Source organism: Paenibacillus sp. M2, assembly GCF_046713495.1.
Classification (GTDB): domain Bacteria; phylum Bacillota; class Bacilli; order Paenibacillales; family Paenibacillaceae; genus Paenibacillus; species Paenibacillus amylolyticus_B.
Genome location: NZ_CP169648.1, coordinates 7299938 through 7317166, shown reverse-complemented (window position 1 = coordinate 7317166; position 17229 = coordinate 7299938). Strand labels below are relative to the sequence as shown.

General features: G+C 43.8%; 18 protein-coding genes and 1 tRNA gene. 18 read left to right on the top strand and 1 reads right to left on the bottom strand.

All coding sequences use genetic code 11. The features are described from left to right. Positions 1–2: 2 nt before the first annotated feature. The 3 genes from ACETMN_RS33160 (at position 3) to ACETMN_RS33150 (ending at position 1334) form a co-directional block, all read left to right on the top strand. Positions 3–941, top strand: a complete 939-nt coding sequence (locus tag ACETMN_RS33160) for a mechanosensitive ion channel family protein (protein WP_307540948.1) — start codon at positions 3–5, stop codon at positions 939–941. After that, entirely contained in the window at positions 931–1140 is a 210-nt protein-coding gene (locus ACETMN_RS33155; RefSeq protein ID WP_036611950.1) for a DUF951 domain-containing protein, read from the top strand. Before ACETMN_RS33160 ends, ACETMN_RS33155 begins: the two co-directional genes overlap by 11 nt. Before the next feature lie 103 nt (positions 1141–1243). Beyond that, positions 1244–1334, top strand: a tRNA-Ser gene (locus ACETMN_RS33150). 438 nt (positions 1335–1772) lie between these two features. On the opposite strand, the gene ACETMN_RS33145 is transcribed toward ACETMN_RS33150, so the two are convergent. Beyond that, positions 1773–1967: a YjzC family protein gene (locus ACETMN_RS33145; protein ID WP_036671877.1), complete on the bottom strand. Its 195-nt coding sequence runs from the start codon at positions 1965–1967 to the stop codon at positions 1773–1775. Between the two features lie 202 nt (positions 1968–2169). Between ACETMN_RS33145 and rpsF the strand changes: the two genes are divergently transcribed. The 15 genes from rpsF to ACETMN_RS33070 all read left to right on the top strand — a co-directional run bounded on the left by rpsF (position 2170) and on the right by ACETMN_RS33070 (position 17228). Continuing rightward, positions 2170–2463 (top strand): 30S ribosomal protein S6, encoded by a 294-nt coding sequence (gene rpsF, locus ACETMN_RS33140; protein ID WP_036611944.1) that lies wholly within the window; start codon positions 2170–2172, stop codon positions 2461–2463. 48 nt (positions 2464–2511) lie between these two features. Next, positions 2512–2997: a single-stranded DNA-binding protein gene (ssb, locus tag ACETMN_RS33135; protein ID WP_017691432.1), complete on the top strand. Its 486-nt coding sequence runs from the start codon at positions 2512–2514 to the stop codon at positions 2995–2997. Positions 2998–3053: 56 nt separating this feature from the next. Beyond that, positions 3054–3326 carry a 30S ribosomal protein S18 gene (gene rpsR, locus ACETMN_RS33130; RefSeq protein WP_017691433.1) on the top strand — a complete coding sequence of 91 codons (273 nt, stop codon included), beginning with the start codon at positions 3054–3056 and terminating at the stop codon, positions 3324–3326. Positions 3327–3553: 227 nt separating this feature from the next. Next, positions 3554–4141 carry a M15 family metallopeptidase gene (locus ACETMN_RS33125; RefSeq protein ID WP_091012202.1) on the top strand — a complete coding sequence of 196 codons (588 nt, stop codon included), beginning with the start codon at positions 3554–3556 and terminating at the stop codon, positions 4139–4141. A 729-nt stretch (positions 4142–4870) separates the two neighbouring features. After that, positions 4871–5860: an ABC transporter ATP-binding protein gene (locus ACETMN_RS33120; RefSeq protein WP_091013183.1), complete on the top strand. Its 990-nt coding sequence runs from the start codon at positions 4871–4873 to the stop codon at positions 5858–5860. 14 nt (positions 5861–5874) lie between these two features. After that, positions 5875–6807, top strand: a complete 933-nt coding sequence (locus ACETMN_RS33115; RefSeq protein WP_017691436.1) for an ABC transporter ATP-binding protein — start codon at positions 5875–5877, stop codon at positions 6805–6807. 7 nt (positions 6808–6814) lie between these two features. Continuing rightward, a complete protein-coding gene (opp4B, locus tag ACETMN_RS33110) occupies positions 6815–7777 on the top strand; it encodes an oligopeptide ABC transporter permease (RefSeq protein WP_036611942.1) in 963 nt (320 codons plus the stop codon). 29 nt (positions 7778–7806) lie between these two features. Then, positions 7807–8712: an ABC transporter permease gene (locus ACETMN_RS33105; protein ID WP_091012204.1), complete on the top strand. Its 906-nt coding sequence runs from the start codon at positions 7807–7809 to the stop codon at positions 8710–8712. A gap of 19 nt (positions 8713–8731) precedes the next feature. Beyond that, a complete protein-coding gene (locus ACETMN_RS33100) occupies positions 8732–10558 on the top strand; it encodes an oligopeptide ABC transporter substrate-binding protein (RefSeq protein WP_091012205.1) in 1827 nt (608 codons plus the stop codon). 253 nt (positions 10559–10811) lie between these two features. After that, a complete protein-coding gene (locus tag ACETMN_RS33095; RefSeq protein ID WP_074092891.1) occupies positions 10812–11702 on the top strand; it encodes a D-alanyl-D-alanine carboxypeptidase family protein in 891 nt (296 codons plus the stop codon). Between the two features lie 337 nt (positions 11703–12039). Continuing rightward, entirely contained in the window at positions 12040–13629 is a 1590-nt protein-coding gene (locus tag ACETMN_RS33090) for an MFS transporter (RefSeq protein ID WP_091012207.1), read from the top strand. Positions 13630–14101: 472 nt separating this feature from the next. Beyond that, positions 14102–15133 (top strand): LCP family protein, encoded by a 1032-nt coding sequence (locus ACETMN_RS33085; RefSeq protein WP_091012208.1) that lies wholly within the window; start codon positions 14102–14104, stop codon positions 15131–15133. A gap of 184 nt (positions 15134–15317) precedes the next feature. Then, positions 15318–15743 carry a CBS domain-containing protein gene (locus ACETMN_RS33080; RefSeq protein WP_017691444.1) on the top strand — a complete coding sequence of 142 codons (426 nt, stop codon included), beginning with the start codon at positions 15318–15320 and terminating at the stop codon, positions 15741–15743. Positions 15744–16008: 265 nt separating this feature from the next. Next, positions 16009–16311: a MazG-like family protein gene (locus ACETMN_RS33075; protein WP_017691445.1), complete on the top strand. Its 303-nt coding sequence runs from the start codon at positions 16009–16011 to the stop codon at positions 16309–16311. A gap of 5 nt (positions 16312–16316) precedes the next feature. Then, positions 16317–17228: a DUF2232 domain-containing protein gene (locus tag ACETMN_RS33070; RefSeq protein ID WP_091013184.1), complete on the top strand. Its 912-nt coding sequence runs from the start codon at positions 16317–16319 to the stop codon at positions 17226–17228. Position 17229: the final 1 nt, after the last annotated feature.

Below are 17229 nucleotides of genomic sequence, written 5' to 3'. Positions count from 1 at the left end.
GGATGTTGCCATTTCAATTTGCTCAAGGGGAAAGTAGTAGCGCCGCTGGTGCTGTGAATGAAGCCCTTCGTTGGACGGATAAAGTCTGGAACAGAATTGCAGACCCCGATATGTGGCTTAACATTATGTTCAGCTCAATCCGGATCATCATTATTTTTATCATCACCCGTATTGTCATTAAGGTGGTCTATCGAATCATAGATCGTTCCATGGAACGCAAGCAGGAAGGCAAGATACGCGTGAATCCGCGCAGATTCGTAACCGTAGGGGAACTGTTGAAAAATGCGACCTCCATAACATGTAATTTTATTATGATTCTGCTACTGTTATCTGAGATCAATATCCAAGTTGGACCACTACTCGCGAGTGCTGGTGTGCTCGGGCTTGCCATTGGTTTTGGTGCACAGGGTCTGGTCAAGGATGTTATTACCGGTTTCTTCATTATATTGGAGGACCAGTTCGCTGTGGGGGATGTTATTCAGACGGGAACCTACAAGGGAACGGTTGAAGTGATCGGACTTAGAACAACAAAACTGGTCAGCTGGCAAGGTGAGGTACACATTATCCCAAACGGGGCGATTGCAAGTGTAACGAACTACTCCATGTCGAATTCCCTGGCTGTAGTGGATATTCCAATGAAGGCTGACTTAAGTCTCGATGAGTCGGTACATCTGGTGAAAAAGTCTTTGGTTGGGATTGAAGAGCGTGATCTAAATATTGTGAAGGTGCCGGATGTGCTCGGTATACAGTCGATGTCTACATCTGAGTATGTGGTGCGAATTGTGGCTGAATGTATGCCTAACTCTCGTGCTTCGGTGGAACGTCAGATTCAGGGCGATGTGAAAAAAACGCTGGAGTATCATGAGATGAGCAATCAAGCCGTATTGGAACAGGCAGTAGCTTTGGAGAAAGATGAGGGGGATGGCACAGGTGGAGCGTAAAAGTTTCCAGCTTGGGGATATCGTGCAGATGAAGAAGCAGCATCCCTGTGGCAGCAACGAGATGGAGATCATTCGTATGGGTATGGATATTCGGATCAAGTGTGTCGGATGTAAACACAGCGTGTTGATTCCAAGAGCGAAATTCGAGAAAAACATGAAGAAGGTACTGCGTTCAGCCGAGGATTCCACTGAATCCTGAGCTTGCAACAATTCGGTATGCAGTATGCGTAATAACGTTTACATGCAGGCTCCGTATGAGTGTTGCGTTCTGTAAATGATCATGCTATAATCAATATTGCTGCGGAAAGGTACCCAAGAGGCCCAAGGGGGCTGACTCGAAATCAGTTAGGCGTGTCACAGCGTGCGTGGGTTCGAATCCCACCCTTTCCGCCACTTCAATTGTAACTTACTCAATACACATTGAGTTTAATAAAAAGATCGATAAGAAGACTTTCCATTAGGAAAGTCTTTTTTGTATAACGTTTTATTGAACATGTATTGAACATGTATCCATATCAGATTCATCATTAATGACTCGAACGAAAAATAAAGAGCCCCGAAGGGCTCTTTATCCGGCGGTGCATTTGTTTGTTAGGAAACAATCGGTCGTAACAATCAGACACTTGGTGTACTGCACGAAGCAATACGCGTGCTTCAGACGAAGGGCCTTACTACACATAACCACTTGCTTCTTAAATTACGTGATGAATCTCCAACAGCGAATGATCGGCTTCGTTGTCCAACGGAACCACACCTCTCTCGTGCACCGCCTGATTGTATTATGTGCTTTATTCCGTTTTATATACATGGATCGTAAAAAAAGTATTGCGATTAATGGACGCGGGCTTTGGTCAGCTTCTTCCACTTGCGATTATGATTGCTTGTTTCAGGAAAAGCTTCACCTTTTTGCAGCGTTACCCGCTTCGGGTTTTGAATTTCCGTGACAAAGCTTTTTTCCCCAACTTCCGTGTACTCTCCATCGTTTGGGGCTTTGTCTCCTGGTTCAAACTCGGTTTTTTCACCCATGATAAAACCTCCTCTGCAGATTATGTTACTTTGTTGCTTCTGTAGTGTGCTCCATAGCCGGGCGGATCATGTGCCAATATGTACAGGGAACGTTTGCTTGCACTTTGACTCGGTATTTGTTATATTAATATAGTTCGAGTTTGTGCTCGTTCCTTGCTCTCAACCTAGATTGAGGGCCAGAGTCCATAAGGAGGTGAAAATTATGCGCAAATATGAAGTGATGTACATTATTCGTCCTGACATTGAGCAAGAAGTTGTTCAAGCTACAGTCGATAAATTCCAAGGCATCATCTCCAACGGCGGTGGTGAAGTTACAGCTCACGACGTTATGGGTAAACGCCGTCTTGCGTATGAGATCAAGAAATTCCGTGATGGTTTTTATGTTCTGGTACATTTCACTGCTGAACCAGCAGTTGTAACTGAACTTGAGCGTCTCATGAAGATTTCTGACGAAGTAATTCGTTATCTCATTACCAATGACGTTAAGTCTGCTTAAGACAACTCGTGATTAACGCACCAATACGCTCTGAAGGAGGGGATTACATTGTTGAACCGTGTCATTCTGATCGGACGGTTAACCCGGGATCCTGAGTTGCGTTACACTCCAGCAGGAGTAGCAGTTACGCAATTTACTTTGGCAGTGGACAGACCGTTTACAAGCCAAGGGGGAGAAAAGGAAGCCGATTTCATTCCGGTCGTAACCTGGAGACAGCTTGCCGAGACTTGTGCGAACTACTTGCGCAAAGGACGCCTGGCTGCAGTCGAAGGACGCATTCAAGTACGGAACTACGAGAATAACGAAGGAAAACGTGTATACGTGACCGAAGTTATTGCCGATAATGTCCGTTTCTTGGAGTCAGCTAACCGTGATAACAGCGGTGGCGGCGGTGGGCAACCAATGCGTGAAGAGCCTTCTTATGGAGGCGGCGGACGCGCGAACAATAACAATAATTCGCGTAGCAACAATCAGGATCCTTTTTCCGATGACGGAAAACCGATTGATATATCGGATGATGATTTGCCATTTTAACATGAGCTGATACTCTTAGGAGATATGGGTTACATGATAGGAAAGGACTGAAAAGCATGGGCTTCAAGCAAAGAGAAGGCGGAGACAACGATAAAAGACCGGCACGTCGTGGCGGCCGTAATAAACGTCGTAAAGTGTGCTTCTTCACAGCTAACAAAATTACTCACATCGATTATAAAGATACGGACTTGCTTCGTAAATTTATCAGCGAACGTGGAAAAATTTTGCCACGCCGTGTAACAGGTACTAGCGCTAAATACCAACGCATGCTGACGATTGCAATCAAACGCTCCCGTCAAATCGCATTATTGCCATACACAACTGAGTAGTCTTTACTCAGCTTGCATACGAAGCAGTCGGCTTATAGCCGGCTGCTTTTTTGTATATATCAATAGAAGTATTAGAAATAACGATCCAATCTAACAAATGGAAAAATTCAATACTGTGGCGATAGAAGCATTCAAGGCTCAAATGAATTATAATAGAGTCTAATCTACTGAAAAGGTTCATGCAGCAGGAATAGCTGTTTGTTTCAGAATAAACACCAGGAGTGGATATGAATACATCAAAACGTAAAGGCAAACAGAGAAAAAAGAGTCTGAAAAATTGGATTATAGCTACTCTTTTACTTTCCATTATATATGTGTGGTTACAGCAAAAAGGCGATATAGATAACATGTGGCCCGGGACAACAATCCAAGAAGCTGTGCCAATCATCGGCTTACATCCTGTGGTAGCAGAGAATGAGAAGTTATTGGTACGTAAGGCAGCCAGACGTGGAATAGAGATTGTGATCACCCACGGCTACCGAAGTTCCGAGGAGCAAGATGCACTATTCAACCAAGGACGCTCAAATGCAGGAAATATCGTTACTAATGCACGTGGTGGTGAGTCTTATCATAACTACGGATTAGCAATTGATTTTGCATTGAGGACGCCTGAGGGTGATGTGGTGTGGGATATGGAACGGGATGATAACGGCAATGGCAAGGCAGACTGGATGGAAGTTGTGGCTCTCGCCAAAGAGTTAGGTTTCACTTGGGGTGGAGACTGGGCAAACTTTCCGGACTATCCTCACTTGCAGATGGATTTTGGCTTGAGTATTAATGAGTTAAAACGTGGTAAAAGACCTCCTGATTCTTAGTAAAGGCGTTATATATACAATTAAGTGAATAAATATTAGATAAGCTCTGCATTTTGCAGGGCTTTTTTCTTTCTTTTGTAAAATAAATGATAAAAGATGACAATTTGGTCTTTACATTAGCAAATAAATAAAACTATACTAGATTAACTAGATTTTTTACTCTGATCGCACATACTATTTTAATTGTAAGCATAACGGCTCCGATTCAATAAAATTCAGCTATAGATCGAGATATAATCACTACTCATATATATAACATTTACCTCACGCACAATTAAGAATGTCTACTTGAATTTAAAAATACACATACACTAGATGTAACTACTATGTTATGTACATGTTATTTTCACTAATTACTTATGTACACCTCACAGCTAAAAACAAGATAACACCTCTCAAAATCCCTACTATATGCCTTTATAGTATTACTAATATCCAAATCTGTAGTATAAAAAACATTTATACCAAAAATCTCAAAATAAGCATTGACGTTAGCTAAAATTACACGTATGATTACATTAATTATTTTGCTGTATAATTCCACTAGGAATTATCAACATTAATTGACCAATGGTCTAAATATAAGTCTCTGAAACTTGTTTCTCCTAACAATTTGGTATTTTGTATAAGCTATTGTTCGTTATCTTCAAGAACTTGGAAATATACAGTAGATGCATTCCTCTACACACGAATACAATCTACGGAAATTATGGGGTTAGGGTGATTGATTTGAATACAGAGCTATTGGAAGTCAGAAATCTAACAACATCATTCAGAATTGAAGATGACTATTATGCAGCAGTGGATCACGTTAACCTTACGGTGAAGAAAAATGAAGTGTTGGCGATTGTAGGTGAATCCGGGTCAGGTAAAAGTGCTTTTGCATTCTCTCTTATGGGTTTGCATAACAAAGCAAAGATCGAAGGCCAGATCCTCTATAAAGGACAAGATATTGCCAACATCTCCCCAAGCAAATTAAACAAGCTACGCGGCAAAGAAATGGGCATGATTTTTCAGGACCCATTGTCCGCACTAAATCCTCTAATGATTATTGGTGAACAGATTGAAGAGATTCTCACACTTCATCAGTCCAAGCTGTCTTCCAGAGAGAAGAGAGAAAAGGTCATTCACTTATTGAATCAAGTAGGGATTCCACGTCCCGAACAAATATACAAGCAGTATCCCCACGAATTATCTGGTGGCATGAGACAGAGAATTGTTATTGCCATTGCGATTGCGAACAAACCGGAATTACTCATAGCTGATGAACCAACGACAGCGCTTGACGTTACGATTCAACTACAGATTCTGGAGCTGATCCGTGATCTGAAGAATGAAATTAACGCAGGCATTATTCTGATTACACATGACTTGGGTGTCGTAGCTGAGATGGCTGATCGCGTTGCAGTTATGTATGCAGGCGAAATTGTTGAAATCGCAGATATCTTCACATTGATGAACAATGCGAAGCATCCATATACCCGCTCACTCTTGAACTCTATTCCCACACTGTCTGAAGAAAGATCCAAATTGCATGTCATCCAAGGCATCGTACCATCACTCAAAAATCTTCCTCGCAAAGGGTGCAGATTCAAAGCCCGAATTCCATGGATCAGTGAATCGGCTCATGAAGAGAACCCACAGATGCACGAAATTGCACCAGGTCACTTTGTACGGTGTACCTGTTACCAGCACTTTCATTTCCCTGACCAAAGCTGAGGAGGAATAACATAATGGCATTACTCGAAGTAGAAGGGCTCAAGATACACTTTCCGATTCGCGGTGGATTGCTAAAACGGGAGATTGGCAGTGTAAAGGCTGTTGATGATGTTAGCTTCTCCATTGAAGAAGGACAGACCTATGGTCTGGTTGGCGAATCAGGTTCAGGTAAAACAACAACAGGCAGAGCCATTATTGGGCTAAACCATGTCACTGACGGAAAGATTCTATTTAACGGGAAAAACTTGGCTACGGAGCGACGTAAGAACAGGCAGCTCCAGCGGGATGTACAAATGATTTTTCAAGACCCATATTCATCACTGAATCCTAAGAAGCGGGTTATCGATATTATCGCTGAGCCGTTTCGTAACTATGAGCGTCTGACAGCTACCGAGGAGAAAAGACAAGTAAGAGAATTACTTGAGAAGGTTGGCCTGAGTCCGGAATCAATCTACAAATATCCGCATGAATTCTCAGGGGGGCAGCGTCAACGGATCGGCATTGCACGGGCTATTGCACTGAAGCCGAAGCTAATTATCGCGGATGAACCTGTATCTGCACTCGATGTCTCGGTCCAGGCTCAGGTACTTAATTTCATGCAGGAGATTCAAAAAGAATTAAATTTGACGTATCTGTTCATCAGTCACGATCTGGGCATCATCCGCCATATGTGTGACGAGATAGGAATTATGTATAAAGGTCGATATGTGGAACAGGGCACAACAAATGATATTTTCGAGAATCCGCAACACATCTATACCAAACGTCTTATTGCAGCCATTCCGGATATGGACCCAACCAAACGAGAGGAAATGGTAGCCTTCCGTCAACAGGTCAAATCCGAGTATGAACATTCATACCGAAATTTCTTTGATGAGGAAGGGCTTGCATACTCGCTCAAATCCATTTCCGATACTCACCGAGTAGCTCTACCTCAGAAAGGTTGAAGGCCATATGTGGAAAACGATAGTACGCAGAATTATCATAATGATCCCTCAGATATTTTTACTTAGTCTTTTGGTCTTTCTGATGGCTAAGGCCATGCCGGGCGATGCGTTAACCGGATTGCTTGATCCAAGCGTTGATCCAAAAGCATTGGAAGCCCAGCGAGAGAGACTGGGATTGAATAATCCTTGGTACGTGCAATATTGGGACTGGATCAAAAACGCCATCCAAGGTGATTTTGGACAATCCTTCCGTTTCAAAATGCCGGTTACGGACCTGATCGGTCAGCGTGTAGCAAATACATTCTGGCTCGCACTGGCGACGCTTGTACTGACTTACCTGATCGCTATTCCACTGGGTATCATCAGTGGTCGTTACAACGATACCTGGTCTGATCGGTTGATCACGGGATACACCTACCTGGGCTTTGCCGCACCATTGTTCATCTTCGCACTGGTGATGGTATGGATCTTCGGATTCCACTTCGGCTGGTTCCCGACGGGGGGAAGCGTTGCGCCAGGACTTACACCGGGCACATTCAGCTACGTGATGAGTAAGTTCTATCATCTATTGTTGCCGGCATTATCCATGGCACTGATTACAACGGTATCTACCGTTCAATATTTGCGTAGTGAAATCATTGATATCAAACATAAGGAATTCGTTATTACTGCGAGAGCCAAAGGCGCTTCAGAATCCCGGATCTATAACAGACATATTTTGAGAAACTCGCTATTACCTATCGCCGCATTCTTCGGATATGAGATTACGGGGCTTATCGGTGGTACGGTATTTATCGAAAGTATATTCAGTTATCCAGGTATGGGACAGTTGTTCCTGAGTTCCATCTCATTGCGTGACTTCAGCGTTGTAACTGCACTTGTATTGTTATACGGCGTAGCTTCCATTCTCGGGGCTTTGCTGTCTGACATAATTCTAGGAATTGTAGATCCACGTATACGGATCAAGTAAGAACTTGAAGATTTCGGGGTGAAAACAAGATGAGCAAGGCCAACGAAGTAGTTGTAACTTCACAAAAGGTTGATAAAAGCCCCTCCAGCTTGAGTATTTTATGGAGGGAACTTGTCAGAGATAAGGTGGCACTAATCTCGCTCATTTTCTTGGGCTTGATCATGTTGCTGGTATATGGCACGTCTCTCATTCTGAATCAGGATGATATCGTACGCGTGGATCTGTTTGCCTTATATGAACCACCATCCGCTCAATATTGGCTTGGAACGGACTATGGAGGTCGTGATGTATTTGGCCAACTGGTCATCGGTACACGTAACTCCCTGACCATTGGAATTATCGTAACGTTAATGACTGGTTTCATAGGTATCTTAATTGGCCTTTTATCCGGTTATTTCGGTGGAATGATAGACAACCTGTTTATGCGTGTTGTTGACTTCTTCATGATCCTTCCGATGTTGATGATTGTTATCGCGTTTGTTACGGCAGTTCCGAAATACAATATCATCTCGTTTTCTCTAATCATGACGGCATTTCTCTGGATGGGTATTGCCAGATTGATTCGTTCCAAAGCATTACAGGAACGGGAACTGGATTATGTAAAAGCTTCAAAAACATTGGGCTCTTCTCATCTGAAGATTATGCTCTCACAGGTTCTTCCGAATCTGAGTTCCATTATCATCGTAACGATGACATTGAATCTCGCTGCCAACATTGGCCTCGAATCCGGGCTGTCTTTCCTGGGATTTGGTTTTCCCGAAAGTACGCCTAGTCTTGGAACACTCGTAAGTTATGCACGTAATCCGCAAACCCTGGAATCCAGATGGTGGATATGGCTACCCGCATCGGTGCTGATCCTGGTATTGATGTTGAGTATAAATAATGTCGGTCAAGCCCTAAAGCGTGCGACTGATGCAAGACAAAGAAGAGGTTAAAAAAAGGGAGGAAAGGTTCATGAAAAAGGGATTATTTTCACGGGGACTATTTTTCACGATGATGTTGGTCTTTGTATTGGTGCTCGCAGCGTGCTCTGAGAAGGAAGCGGCTACTCCAGCTCCAGCTTCCAACACAGAAGAGGGAAAAACGGAGGAAAAACCTGCTAATGAAGAGGGCGTTTACTCCATTGATGACTTCAACAATGTCAAAACAAATGAGGGTACTGCGATCGAAGGTGGATCGATTACATTTGGACTTGTGTCGGATACTGCTTTTGAAGGTACATTGAACTACAATTTCTATTCCGGTAACCCGGATGTACAAGTTCTTCAATGGTTCGATGAAGGCTTGCTGACTTGGGATAAAGACTATGTATATACCAACGATGGTGCAGCAACGTATGAGACATCTGAAGATGGAAAAACGTTCACACTGACCATTCGTGACAATGTGAACTGGCATGATGGCAAGCCGGTAACGGCTGAAGATCTGCAATTTGCTTATGAAGTAATCGGTAACAAAGCGTATGATGGTCCACGTTACGACTCCAACTTCACTAGTGTAGTAGGTATGGACGAGTATCATGCTGGAAAAGCAAAAACAATCTCTGGTATTAAAGTGCTGGGCGACAAACAAATCAGCATTACGTATAAAGAATCTACTCCGTCCCTGCTGACAGGTGGCGTATGGACGTATCCATTGGCTAAACATATCTTCGGAGATATGGATGTAGCAAAAATGTCTTCTTCTAAAGAAGTACGTGAAAAACCAATTGGTTTTGGTCCATTTAAAGTGGATGTCATCACTCCGGGTGAGTCTGTAACTTATGTTAAAAACGAAGACTACTGGCGCGGGGCTCCGAAACTGGACAAAGTGACTCTGAAAGTTATCAACCCGACAACGGTTGTTCAAGAACTGAAATCTGGCGGGGTAGACCTCGTGGATGCATTCCCGACAGATCAATATAAAGAAAATGCAAACCTGTCCAACGTAGAATTCCTTGGCGCCATCGATCGTGCTTATACGTACATCGGTTTCAAACTGGGTACGTGGGATGAAGAGAACGGAAAAGTTAAAAGCAATGCTGAAGCAAAAATGGGCGACAAAAACTTGCGTAAAGCGATGTGGATGGCTGTAGATAACGATCAGGTTGGTAAACGTTTCTATAATGGCCTGCGTTGGAATGCAACAACCCTGATTCCACCATCACACCCAGAATTCCATGATTCCAACAATCCGGGTGTAGCATATGATCCAGAAGCAGCGAAAGCATTGCTCGACGAAGCTGGTTACAAACTGGATGGTGAATTCCGAACGAATCCAGATGGAACACCGCTCGAAATCAACTTTGTATCCATGACTGGTGGAGACACAGCTGAACCATTGGCTCGTTATTATGTTCAATCATGGGCAGCTATTGGTTTGAAAGTAAACCTGGAAATGGTTGAGTTCAACAGCTTCTATGACCGTGTAGGTAACACAGGTAAAGATGATCCAAACATTGATGTGTATCAAGCAGCATGGGGCGTTGGTATTGACGTAGATCCATCGGGTCTGTATGGCCGCGATGCACTCTACAACTTCTCCAGATTCTCCAGCGAAGAGAATGACAAATTGCTGGCACAAGGTATCTCTGCTGAAGCATTCGATGTAGACAAGCGTAAAGAGATCTACAATCAATGGCAGCAATACATGGTAGATGAAGTTCCTGTATTCCCTACACTGTATCGCGCAGTTGTAGCACCAGTTAACAAACGTGTAATGAACTATGCGATTGGTGATGGAACAGGTGTTTACTTGAGCGACTTGCAAGTGAATGCAGACAAAGCAGTTGTAGCTGAGTAATCCTTTCTTCCAGTAGCAACTGTAAGGATTGGGGTCCTTTAAGAAGTCGGTTGCTAGATTATGATGAAGAATTCTCCTGGGAAAATGAATAAAAAGTGTCTTTAAAAACATGGATTCTGTACACTCTGGCATGGGTGTATCGAGTTCATGTTTTTTTTGTAACCAAAAAATAAAAAAAATTTAACTTTTTTTCAAAAAAGTGCAGACAAAATGCCTCTTTACTTCGTCTATATAGGTAAGAGGTGATCATCTTATGAAAAAATGGTGGAAACGGGCAGGTATGCTGCTGGCTCTCTTGCTTATTATATATTTGGGTGTGAAACCGGACATGCTAGTAGGCAAACCGGGGATTAAAGCTGAATCTGCGGTATTAATGGATATGAACTCTGAACAGATCTTAATGGATTTTAACGGCTCCGAAGAGATTGCTCCGGCAGGCGTCAGTAAGTTGATGACAGAACTGTTAGTGATGGAGGCCGTGATTAATGGTGATATAGGCTGGAATGATCTTGTTAATGTGAGTCTGTATGCCAGCTCCGTGGGGGGCAGTCAACTGACCCTGAAACAGGGAGAGCAGTTCACCGTTCAGGAGTTGTTCGAGATCGTAGCTGTCTATTCAGCCAATGATGCAGCGGTTGCTCTTGCTGAACATATCAGTGGTACAGAGCAGAAGTTCGTGCAACAGATGAATCAGAAAGCAACTCAGATTGGACTGTCTGAGGATACACAATTCACGAATTCAACGGGCCTCAGTGAAAAGCTGCTTGGTCCTAACCGTCCGATGGATATACAAGGACAGACCTTAATGACGGCTATAGATGCATGCAAGCTTGCGCGATATCTGCTGAATAACCATCCCGAGATTTTAAGAATTTCCAGTCAAATGCAAGTATCAATGCATCAAAAAGGGATGTACATGAGCAACACGAACTGGATGTTGTCCTCCATTGGTGGGCCGTATGCTTACGATGGGAATGACGGATTAAAGACCGGGTATGATGAGGATTCCGGATATCATTTTGTGGGGACAGCTGAACGTGATGGCAAAAGACTGATATCAGTTGTATTTGGAACAGATACTCGTGAAGGGCGTTTTGTGGAGACTCGGAAGTTATTCAACTATGGGTTTTCGGGCTCAAAATGAGAGGGCGTACATAGGCATCATCAAAGAGACCTTCAGGACGCCAATGATCCACCTGTCAAATAAACTGAGTCAGACCAGATTATTGAAGCATTACGCAAGCGTTAGTACGTTTGATAAGATATGAGGGCTGTCCGCAGGTTCGACTGAACATGTGGTAGCTCTATTTTATCGAATCGGGGGTAAATTGATCCATATAACCATATTATTAAATTGACATATGGTTTTCTTTTGTTTTAAAATGACCAGTGAGTCATTATTATTCAACTCGGTTTAATATATATGTACCAAACCAACTGTACGATACTGAATTTACGATCTGATCGGGAGGTAACATGTGATGCAAAAACAAATGAAATGGCCGCTAGTCCTGTTTGCCATAGGGGTATTTATGGCTGCGCTGGATAACGGGATCATCACCTCTTCACTGACCACCTTAAATGCATCATTTGGTGTGTCGCCAACATGGGGAGCATGGACGATTACGCTTTACACGCTTGGGCTTGCGGTGAGTGTACCTATTGCGGGCAAACTGTCGGACCGTTATGGTCGCAAGAAGCTATTTTTGATTGAAGTGGCGTTGTTTGGGATCGGGTCCCTGCTCGTTGCGCTGAGCACATCATTCACCTTTTTCCTGATTGCTCGTGTCATTCAAGCTTTGGGCGGTGGTGGGATTTTTATCATTGCCAGCTCATACGTATTAAGCAAGTTCCCGGCGGAGCGTCAGGGTACAGCTCTGGGTCTGCTTGGAGGGATGAATGGTGTTGCCGCTATATTGGGACCCAATGTCGGTGCTTTTATACTGGACCTTACGGGCAACTGGCATTGGTTATTCCTGATCAATGTACCTATCGCCATTCTGCTGTTCATAGCAGGTATTCGATTTATTCAGGAAGAGCAGGAGCTTAATCGTGCAGCAGTGGACTGGAGCGGCATTGCTGTCCTAACGTTGGGTGTACTCAGTTTAATGTATAGCTTCAGCAATCTGGACGGTGTGAACATGCTTCAAAGCCTGGGATCTCCGATGTTCTATGGCTTTTTCTTGGCAGGTGTAATCCTTCTGGTGCTCTTTTACTTTATGGAAAAAAGGCTGGAAGGATCTGAACGTGAACCTGTTGTATCGACACAGCTTCTGGGCATTGCGTCCTTTCGCTGGACGCTGTTGATTGCCTTTTTCTCGGGAGCCATTCTGGCCTCGGTGATCTTTATTCCCGGATTTGTTGAACAATATCTCGGCGTATCCAATACGGCTTCCGGGTACTGGTTTACTCCGCTTGCGCTGGCATCCGGCATCGGGGCAGGTGGAGGTGGATACCTCGTTGACCGCAAAGGTCCAATCTGGACGTTATCGGTTGCCGGACTGCTATCTGCCATTGGATTCCTGCTGTTCCCGCTATGGGTGGAGCATATCTGGCAATTTGTCATCGCGAGTACGCTCGTAGGTATTGGCTTCGGTATGATGCTTGGTGCGCCAGTTAACGTACTTGTCACAGAACAGGCGGGGGAGAACAACAAAGGCATCGCGGTAGCGACCAGCTCGTTATTTCGCCAGATGGCGATGGCTATTGCACCTACCATTTTTGCCGGATTCCTGGCACGTTCTTTCATTAATCTGGGGCCCAACATTCAGGCAGGATTCGCTGACAAAGGAATTCAGGTGCCGCCCGAGATGCTACAACAATATGCCTCGGGAGGGGCATCAGGGAGTGATGTCTCCAGTCTGACAGAGGGCCTGTCCCAGATTCCTGATGAAGGTATCCGCGATGTGTTGCTCCAGGCAGTGCATCAAACGACAGGGCAGGGTTACAATGGCCTTTTCTGGTCTGCGGTGGTATTCAGTGTGCTTACGCTGGTAGCTGCGCTTATAACGGGACGTCTGCGTCAAAAAGAGAAGAGTCATCATGTGGAAAGTGTACCCACGAACGGATAGGATCGCATGTGAAAATGAAGAGAACAGTGTACCTTTTGTAGCTAAAAAGGAGTCGCTGTTCTTTTCAATTTAACCGGATTGTAACTTTTCTTGCTCCTGCAATGATTACAATAGAACGAGCGTAAGCGGTGTCTTGATTCCAGAGAGAGAAAACTTCAGTGAACACCGAGTCACAAGGCATCCCAGACGTTTAATTGGTATTATATAAGTTGAACGAATCGTTACACTTCATCACTGCGAGTTCAGAATAACCTTCCGATCGCTGTTATCCCCAGATTTTTTGATTTCTTTATTCCAAAGGTAAAAATCCGGTGATAAAGGCGAAGCGTATGCTTTCGATGCAGCTTTCTTTCAGAAAGCTTTTAGCTACGCTTCTTCAGGTTTTTTCTGACCTCTCCGTTTTTAGTGTAAATATTAGATGAAACTTATATATCAGGCAGTATCATTTTGATAGTGAAGAAGGAATCAATGGATGAAAAGCAGAACTAAAGATAAGAAGAAAAGAAGAAAAGGCCTATATATAACGCTCGTTTCACTTGTTGTTTTGTTAATCGGAGGTTATTTGTTCCGTCAGCAGCTGGCTGTAGCAGCATTTGATCTGTTTCTCGCCGGTTCGGTAGAAGATCAGTTATCCCGTTCTTATGTACCGCAAGAAGGCAACAACACGCCTGATCCAACGGTATACCGTAAGGAACCTTTCTCCGTATTACTGCTCGGTTCGGACAAACGCGCTTATGAGAAAACGCGTGGACGTTCCGATACCGTCATCTATGCTGTAGTACGTCCCAAGGAATCCCGTGTGCTTCTGGTATCCATTCCACGTGATACGTATGTGCAGATTGTAGGACGGGATGCCAACAAGGACGGCGAAGATGATTATGATAAGCTGGCGCATGCCTATGCTTTTGGTGGGGAGAATATGTCCATCAATACCGTGGAGAAATTTCTTGATGCTGATGTGGGTTATTATGCAACGATCAACTTCGACGGAATCAAAAAAGTGGTTGATGCACTTGGTGGTGTAAAACTGCCAATTGATGAGGACATTGTGAACAAGAATCCGGATCATGTGCAATTCACGATTGAAGGTGGTAAGCCGATCTATGACGGGCAGGAAGCACTGTATTATGTAAGATACCGTGAGGATAGCGATTTTAATCGTACCAAGCGGCAGCAGATTTTCCTGAACGCGATGGCGAATGAGATGCTGAATTTGAATCAAATCGCCAAAATTCCGGAATTGATTCAGATCATGGGAGACAGTTTCCAGACGGATATGCGAGCATCTTTCATTATTGATCTGGCCAAACAAGTGCTTACTCAGGAGAAACCGCAGATTTCAAGCTTCACCATCCTGGGTGAGGGAATGAAAAAAGACGGTATCTATTATGGTCAGGCTGACGAGAAAGATGTCCAATATGCCAAAGAGCTGATTAACAACTGGATGGATCAATCGACCCCAGCCGGTGAAGTAATGATCCCTGACCGGCAAAAGATTGAATAACCAATTCCATACCAATGATGTGTTGTAGACCACAATCAGCAGTACGTTTATTCGCGGGCTGCTGTTTTTTTTCTTTGTATTGAGAACTATTATCCTTTTGGAACATCCTGCGTTCTGATCCGTATAATATAAGTTGAGCGAGATAAGTTGAACGAAGAAATTCACAAGGAGGATACACAAGGGTATGAACATCGCATTTTTTTTGCTACCCAAACAAGAGGTTACGTGCGTGACGTCGGATTCTACGCTGCGGCAAACGTTGGAACGGATGGAATATCATCGTTTTACGGCGGTACCCATTTTGAATAAAGAGGGCAAATATATTGGTACGGTTACCGAAGGCGACTTACTGTGGTATATGAAGAATGCCGAGGGAAAAATTTCATTTGAAAACGCTTCAAAGTTCTTGCTCAAGGACGTTCCACTTCGCTTGGATATTAAACCCGTATCCATTAATGCCAACATGGAGGACCTGATTAATCTGGCTAAAGTTCAGAACTTTGTTCCTGTGGTCGATGATATGGATCGGTTCATTGGTATTGTCAGACGGAGTCAGATAATTGAGTACTGCGAGGGCATTGTAGCCAAAGAATCGATCAAGGCTAAGTAAGGCTGTACCGAATTTAAATATTATTGTGTCATGATGGATAATCACAGCCGTCCGGTATCATGTTAAACTTAAGAAGTCCTGAACCAAGGGCGCATTCGAAGTTTTTTACAAATATATAGGTCGATAGGATGTACGGAGGACTCCGCATAAGTACCTGACATCAGTTTCGGAGAACTTCTCCGTTTTTTGGGGTAATTTTGCGGGCCCTCTTTTTATGCTATAATCGAGAATAAAGCTTTTTCGGGGGAGAGTGACTTTCGCCAATATGCCTAAAGAACTGGATGTAGCCAAACGCGCTAAAGTGATTGAATGGCTGAAAACCGAAGTGCTTGATCAGGTATCCCGATTATTCAAGGCGTTATGGGAAGGCAGTACAACTCGAATCGGGGACAGTCTTGCCAGTTTGATTATGAGTAGTTACATATTGGGCCGCAGGCTCGGTATTCCTTTCAAGGATCTGGATGCACTGCTAGTTGAGAAGTTGAAAAAGCATAAACAGGAAGGTCACCAGCTTGAAGACTGGTACCAAGATATTTCCGCGCTAGAAGATCATATGCGTAAGAGGTGAATTTGTTGAAATTTAGCTTTAAATCAGCTGTTTGGAGCGCAGTCTATCTGCTCTTGCTACTTTCGCTGTTAACTCCTTTATCGGTACTTGCCATATTTTTTATGATGATTCCGGGAGTTATTTTGTATGCTTCATTATCTTTAAAATCATTTATATGGCATCTCGTGCCCGTAGCCGTTATTTTGGTCGTATTCCACCCCATCTATCTGTTACTATTGCTCGTCTTTACCCTGCCTGCGATCGTTATGGGTCACGCGTATAAAACACGCAAATCAGCCCTGTTCGCGCTGATGGCGGGAAGTGGCATGATGTTGGCAGAATACTTGTTGTTGCTCTTGGTCGGCAGTGTCATTTTCCAATTCGACCTGTCCAGTTATATTGAAGATGTGGTCAAATTGACCATTGAACCGTTAACCAATACATCGAATCAGATGATTAACGGTTTTGCATGGACACCTGAGATGACCGAGGATGTCGCCAAGCAAACGCAGCTTATGATTCCGTTTGCTCTCGTTGTCACGTCGATGGTAATGGCCTTTATTACGCACGCCATTGCTCGTCCGATTCTGAACGTGATGGGTGTGGTGGTATCGAAACTTCCACCAGCGAGAGAATGGCGTATGCCGCGTGCGTTGATCTGGTATTATTTCCTCGCATTGTTGATCGAAGTGATCTCCAGACAAAGTGATGGAACATACTGGACCATGATTGCCATGAACCTGTCCCCGTTAATTAATCTGGGCTTCATGATTCAAGCGATCGGTTTCTTCTTCTTTCTCTCACATACAAAGAAATGGAATCCGGTTATACCATATTTCCTGGCGGCTGCGGTCTTCTTCATTGGTCCGCTTCGGATTATCGGAATTATCGATCTGGCGTTCCCGCTTCGTGAGGCAATATCGAAATCAAAACGATAGG

What these genes read in the sequence shown, in the direction of transcription:
- ACETMN_RS33160 (WP_307540948.1), top strand. Translation starts at nt 3, where the DNA reads ATGTTGCCATTTCAATTTGCTCAAGGGGAAAGTAGTAGCGCCGCTGGT.
- ACETMN_RS33145 (WP_036671877.1), bottom strand. Translation starts at nt 1,967, where the DNA reads ATGGGTGAAAAAACCGAGTTTGAACCAGGAGACAAAGCCCCAAACGAT.
- rpsF (WP_036611944.1), top strand. Translation starts at nt 2,170, where the DNA reads ATGCGCAAATATGAAGTGATGTACATTATTCGTCCTGACATTGAGCAA.
- rpsR (WP_017691433.1), top strand. Translation starts at nt 3,054, where the DNA reads ATGGGCTTCAAGCAAAGAGAAGGCGGAGACAACGATAAAAGACCGGCA.
- ACETMN_RS33125 (WP_091012202.1), top strand. Translation starts at nt 3,554, where the DNA reads ATGAATACATCAAAACGTAAAGGCAAACAGAGAAAAAAGAGTCTGAAA.
- ACETMN_RS33115 (WP_017691436.1), top strand. Translation starts at nt 5,875, where the DNA reads ATGGCATTACTCGAAGTAGAAGGGCTCAAGATACACTTTCCGATTCGC.
- opp4B (WP_036611942.1), top strand. Translation starts at nt 6,815, where the DNA reads ATGTGGAAAACGATAGTACGCAGAATTATCATAATGATCCCTCAGATA.
- ACETMN_RS33105 (WP_091012204.1), top strand. Translation starts at nt 7,807, where the DNA reads ATGAGCAAGGCCAACGAAGTAGTTGTAACTTCACAAAAGGTTGATAAA.
- ACETMN_RS33100 (WP_091012205.1), top strand. Translation starts at nt 8,732, where the DNA reads ATGAAAAAGGGATTATTTTCACGGGGACTATTTTTCACGATGATGTTG.
- ACETMN_RS33095 (WP_074092891.1), top strand. Translation starts at nt 10,812, where the DNA reads ATGAAAAAATGGTGGAAACGGGCAGGTATGCTGCTGGCTCTCTTGCTT.
- ACETMN_RS33090 (WP_091012207.1), top strand. Translation starts at nt 12,040, where the DNA reads ATGCAAAAACAAATGAAATGGCCGCTAGTCCTGTTTGCCATAGGGGTA.
- ACETMN_RS33085 (WP_091012208.1), top strand. Translation starts at nt 14,102, where the DNA reads ATGAAAAGCAGAACTAAAGATAAGAAGAAAAGAAGAAAAGGCCTATAT.
- ACETMN_RS33080 (WP_017691444.1), top strand. Translation starts at nt 15,318, where the DNA reads ATGAACATCGCATTTTTTTTGCTACCCAAACAAGAGGTTACGTGCGTG.
- ACETMN_RS33075 (WP_017691445.1), top strand. Translation starts at nt 16,009, where the DNA reads ATGCCTAAAGAACTGGATGTAGCCAAACGCGCTAAAGTGATTGAATGG.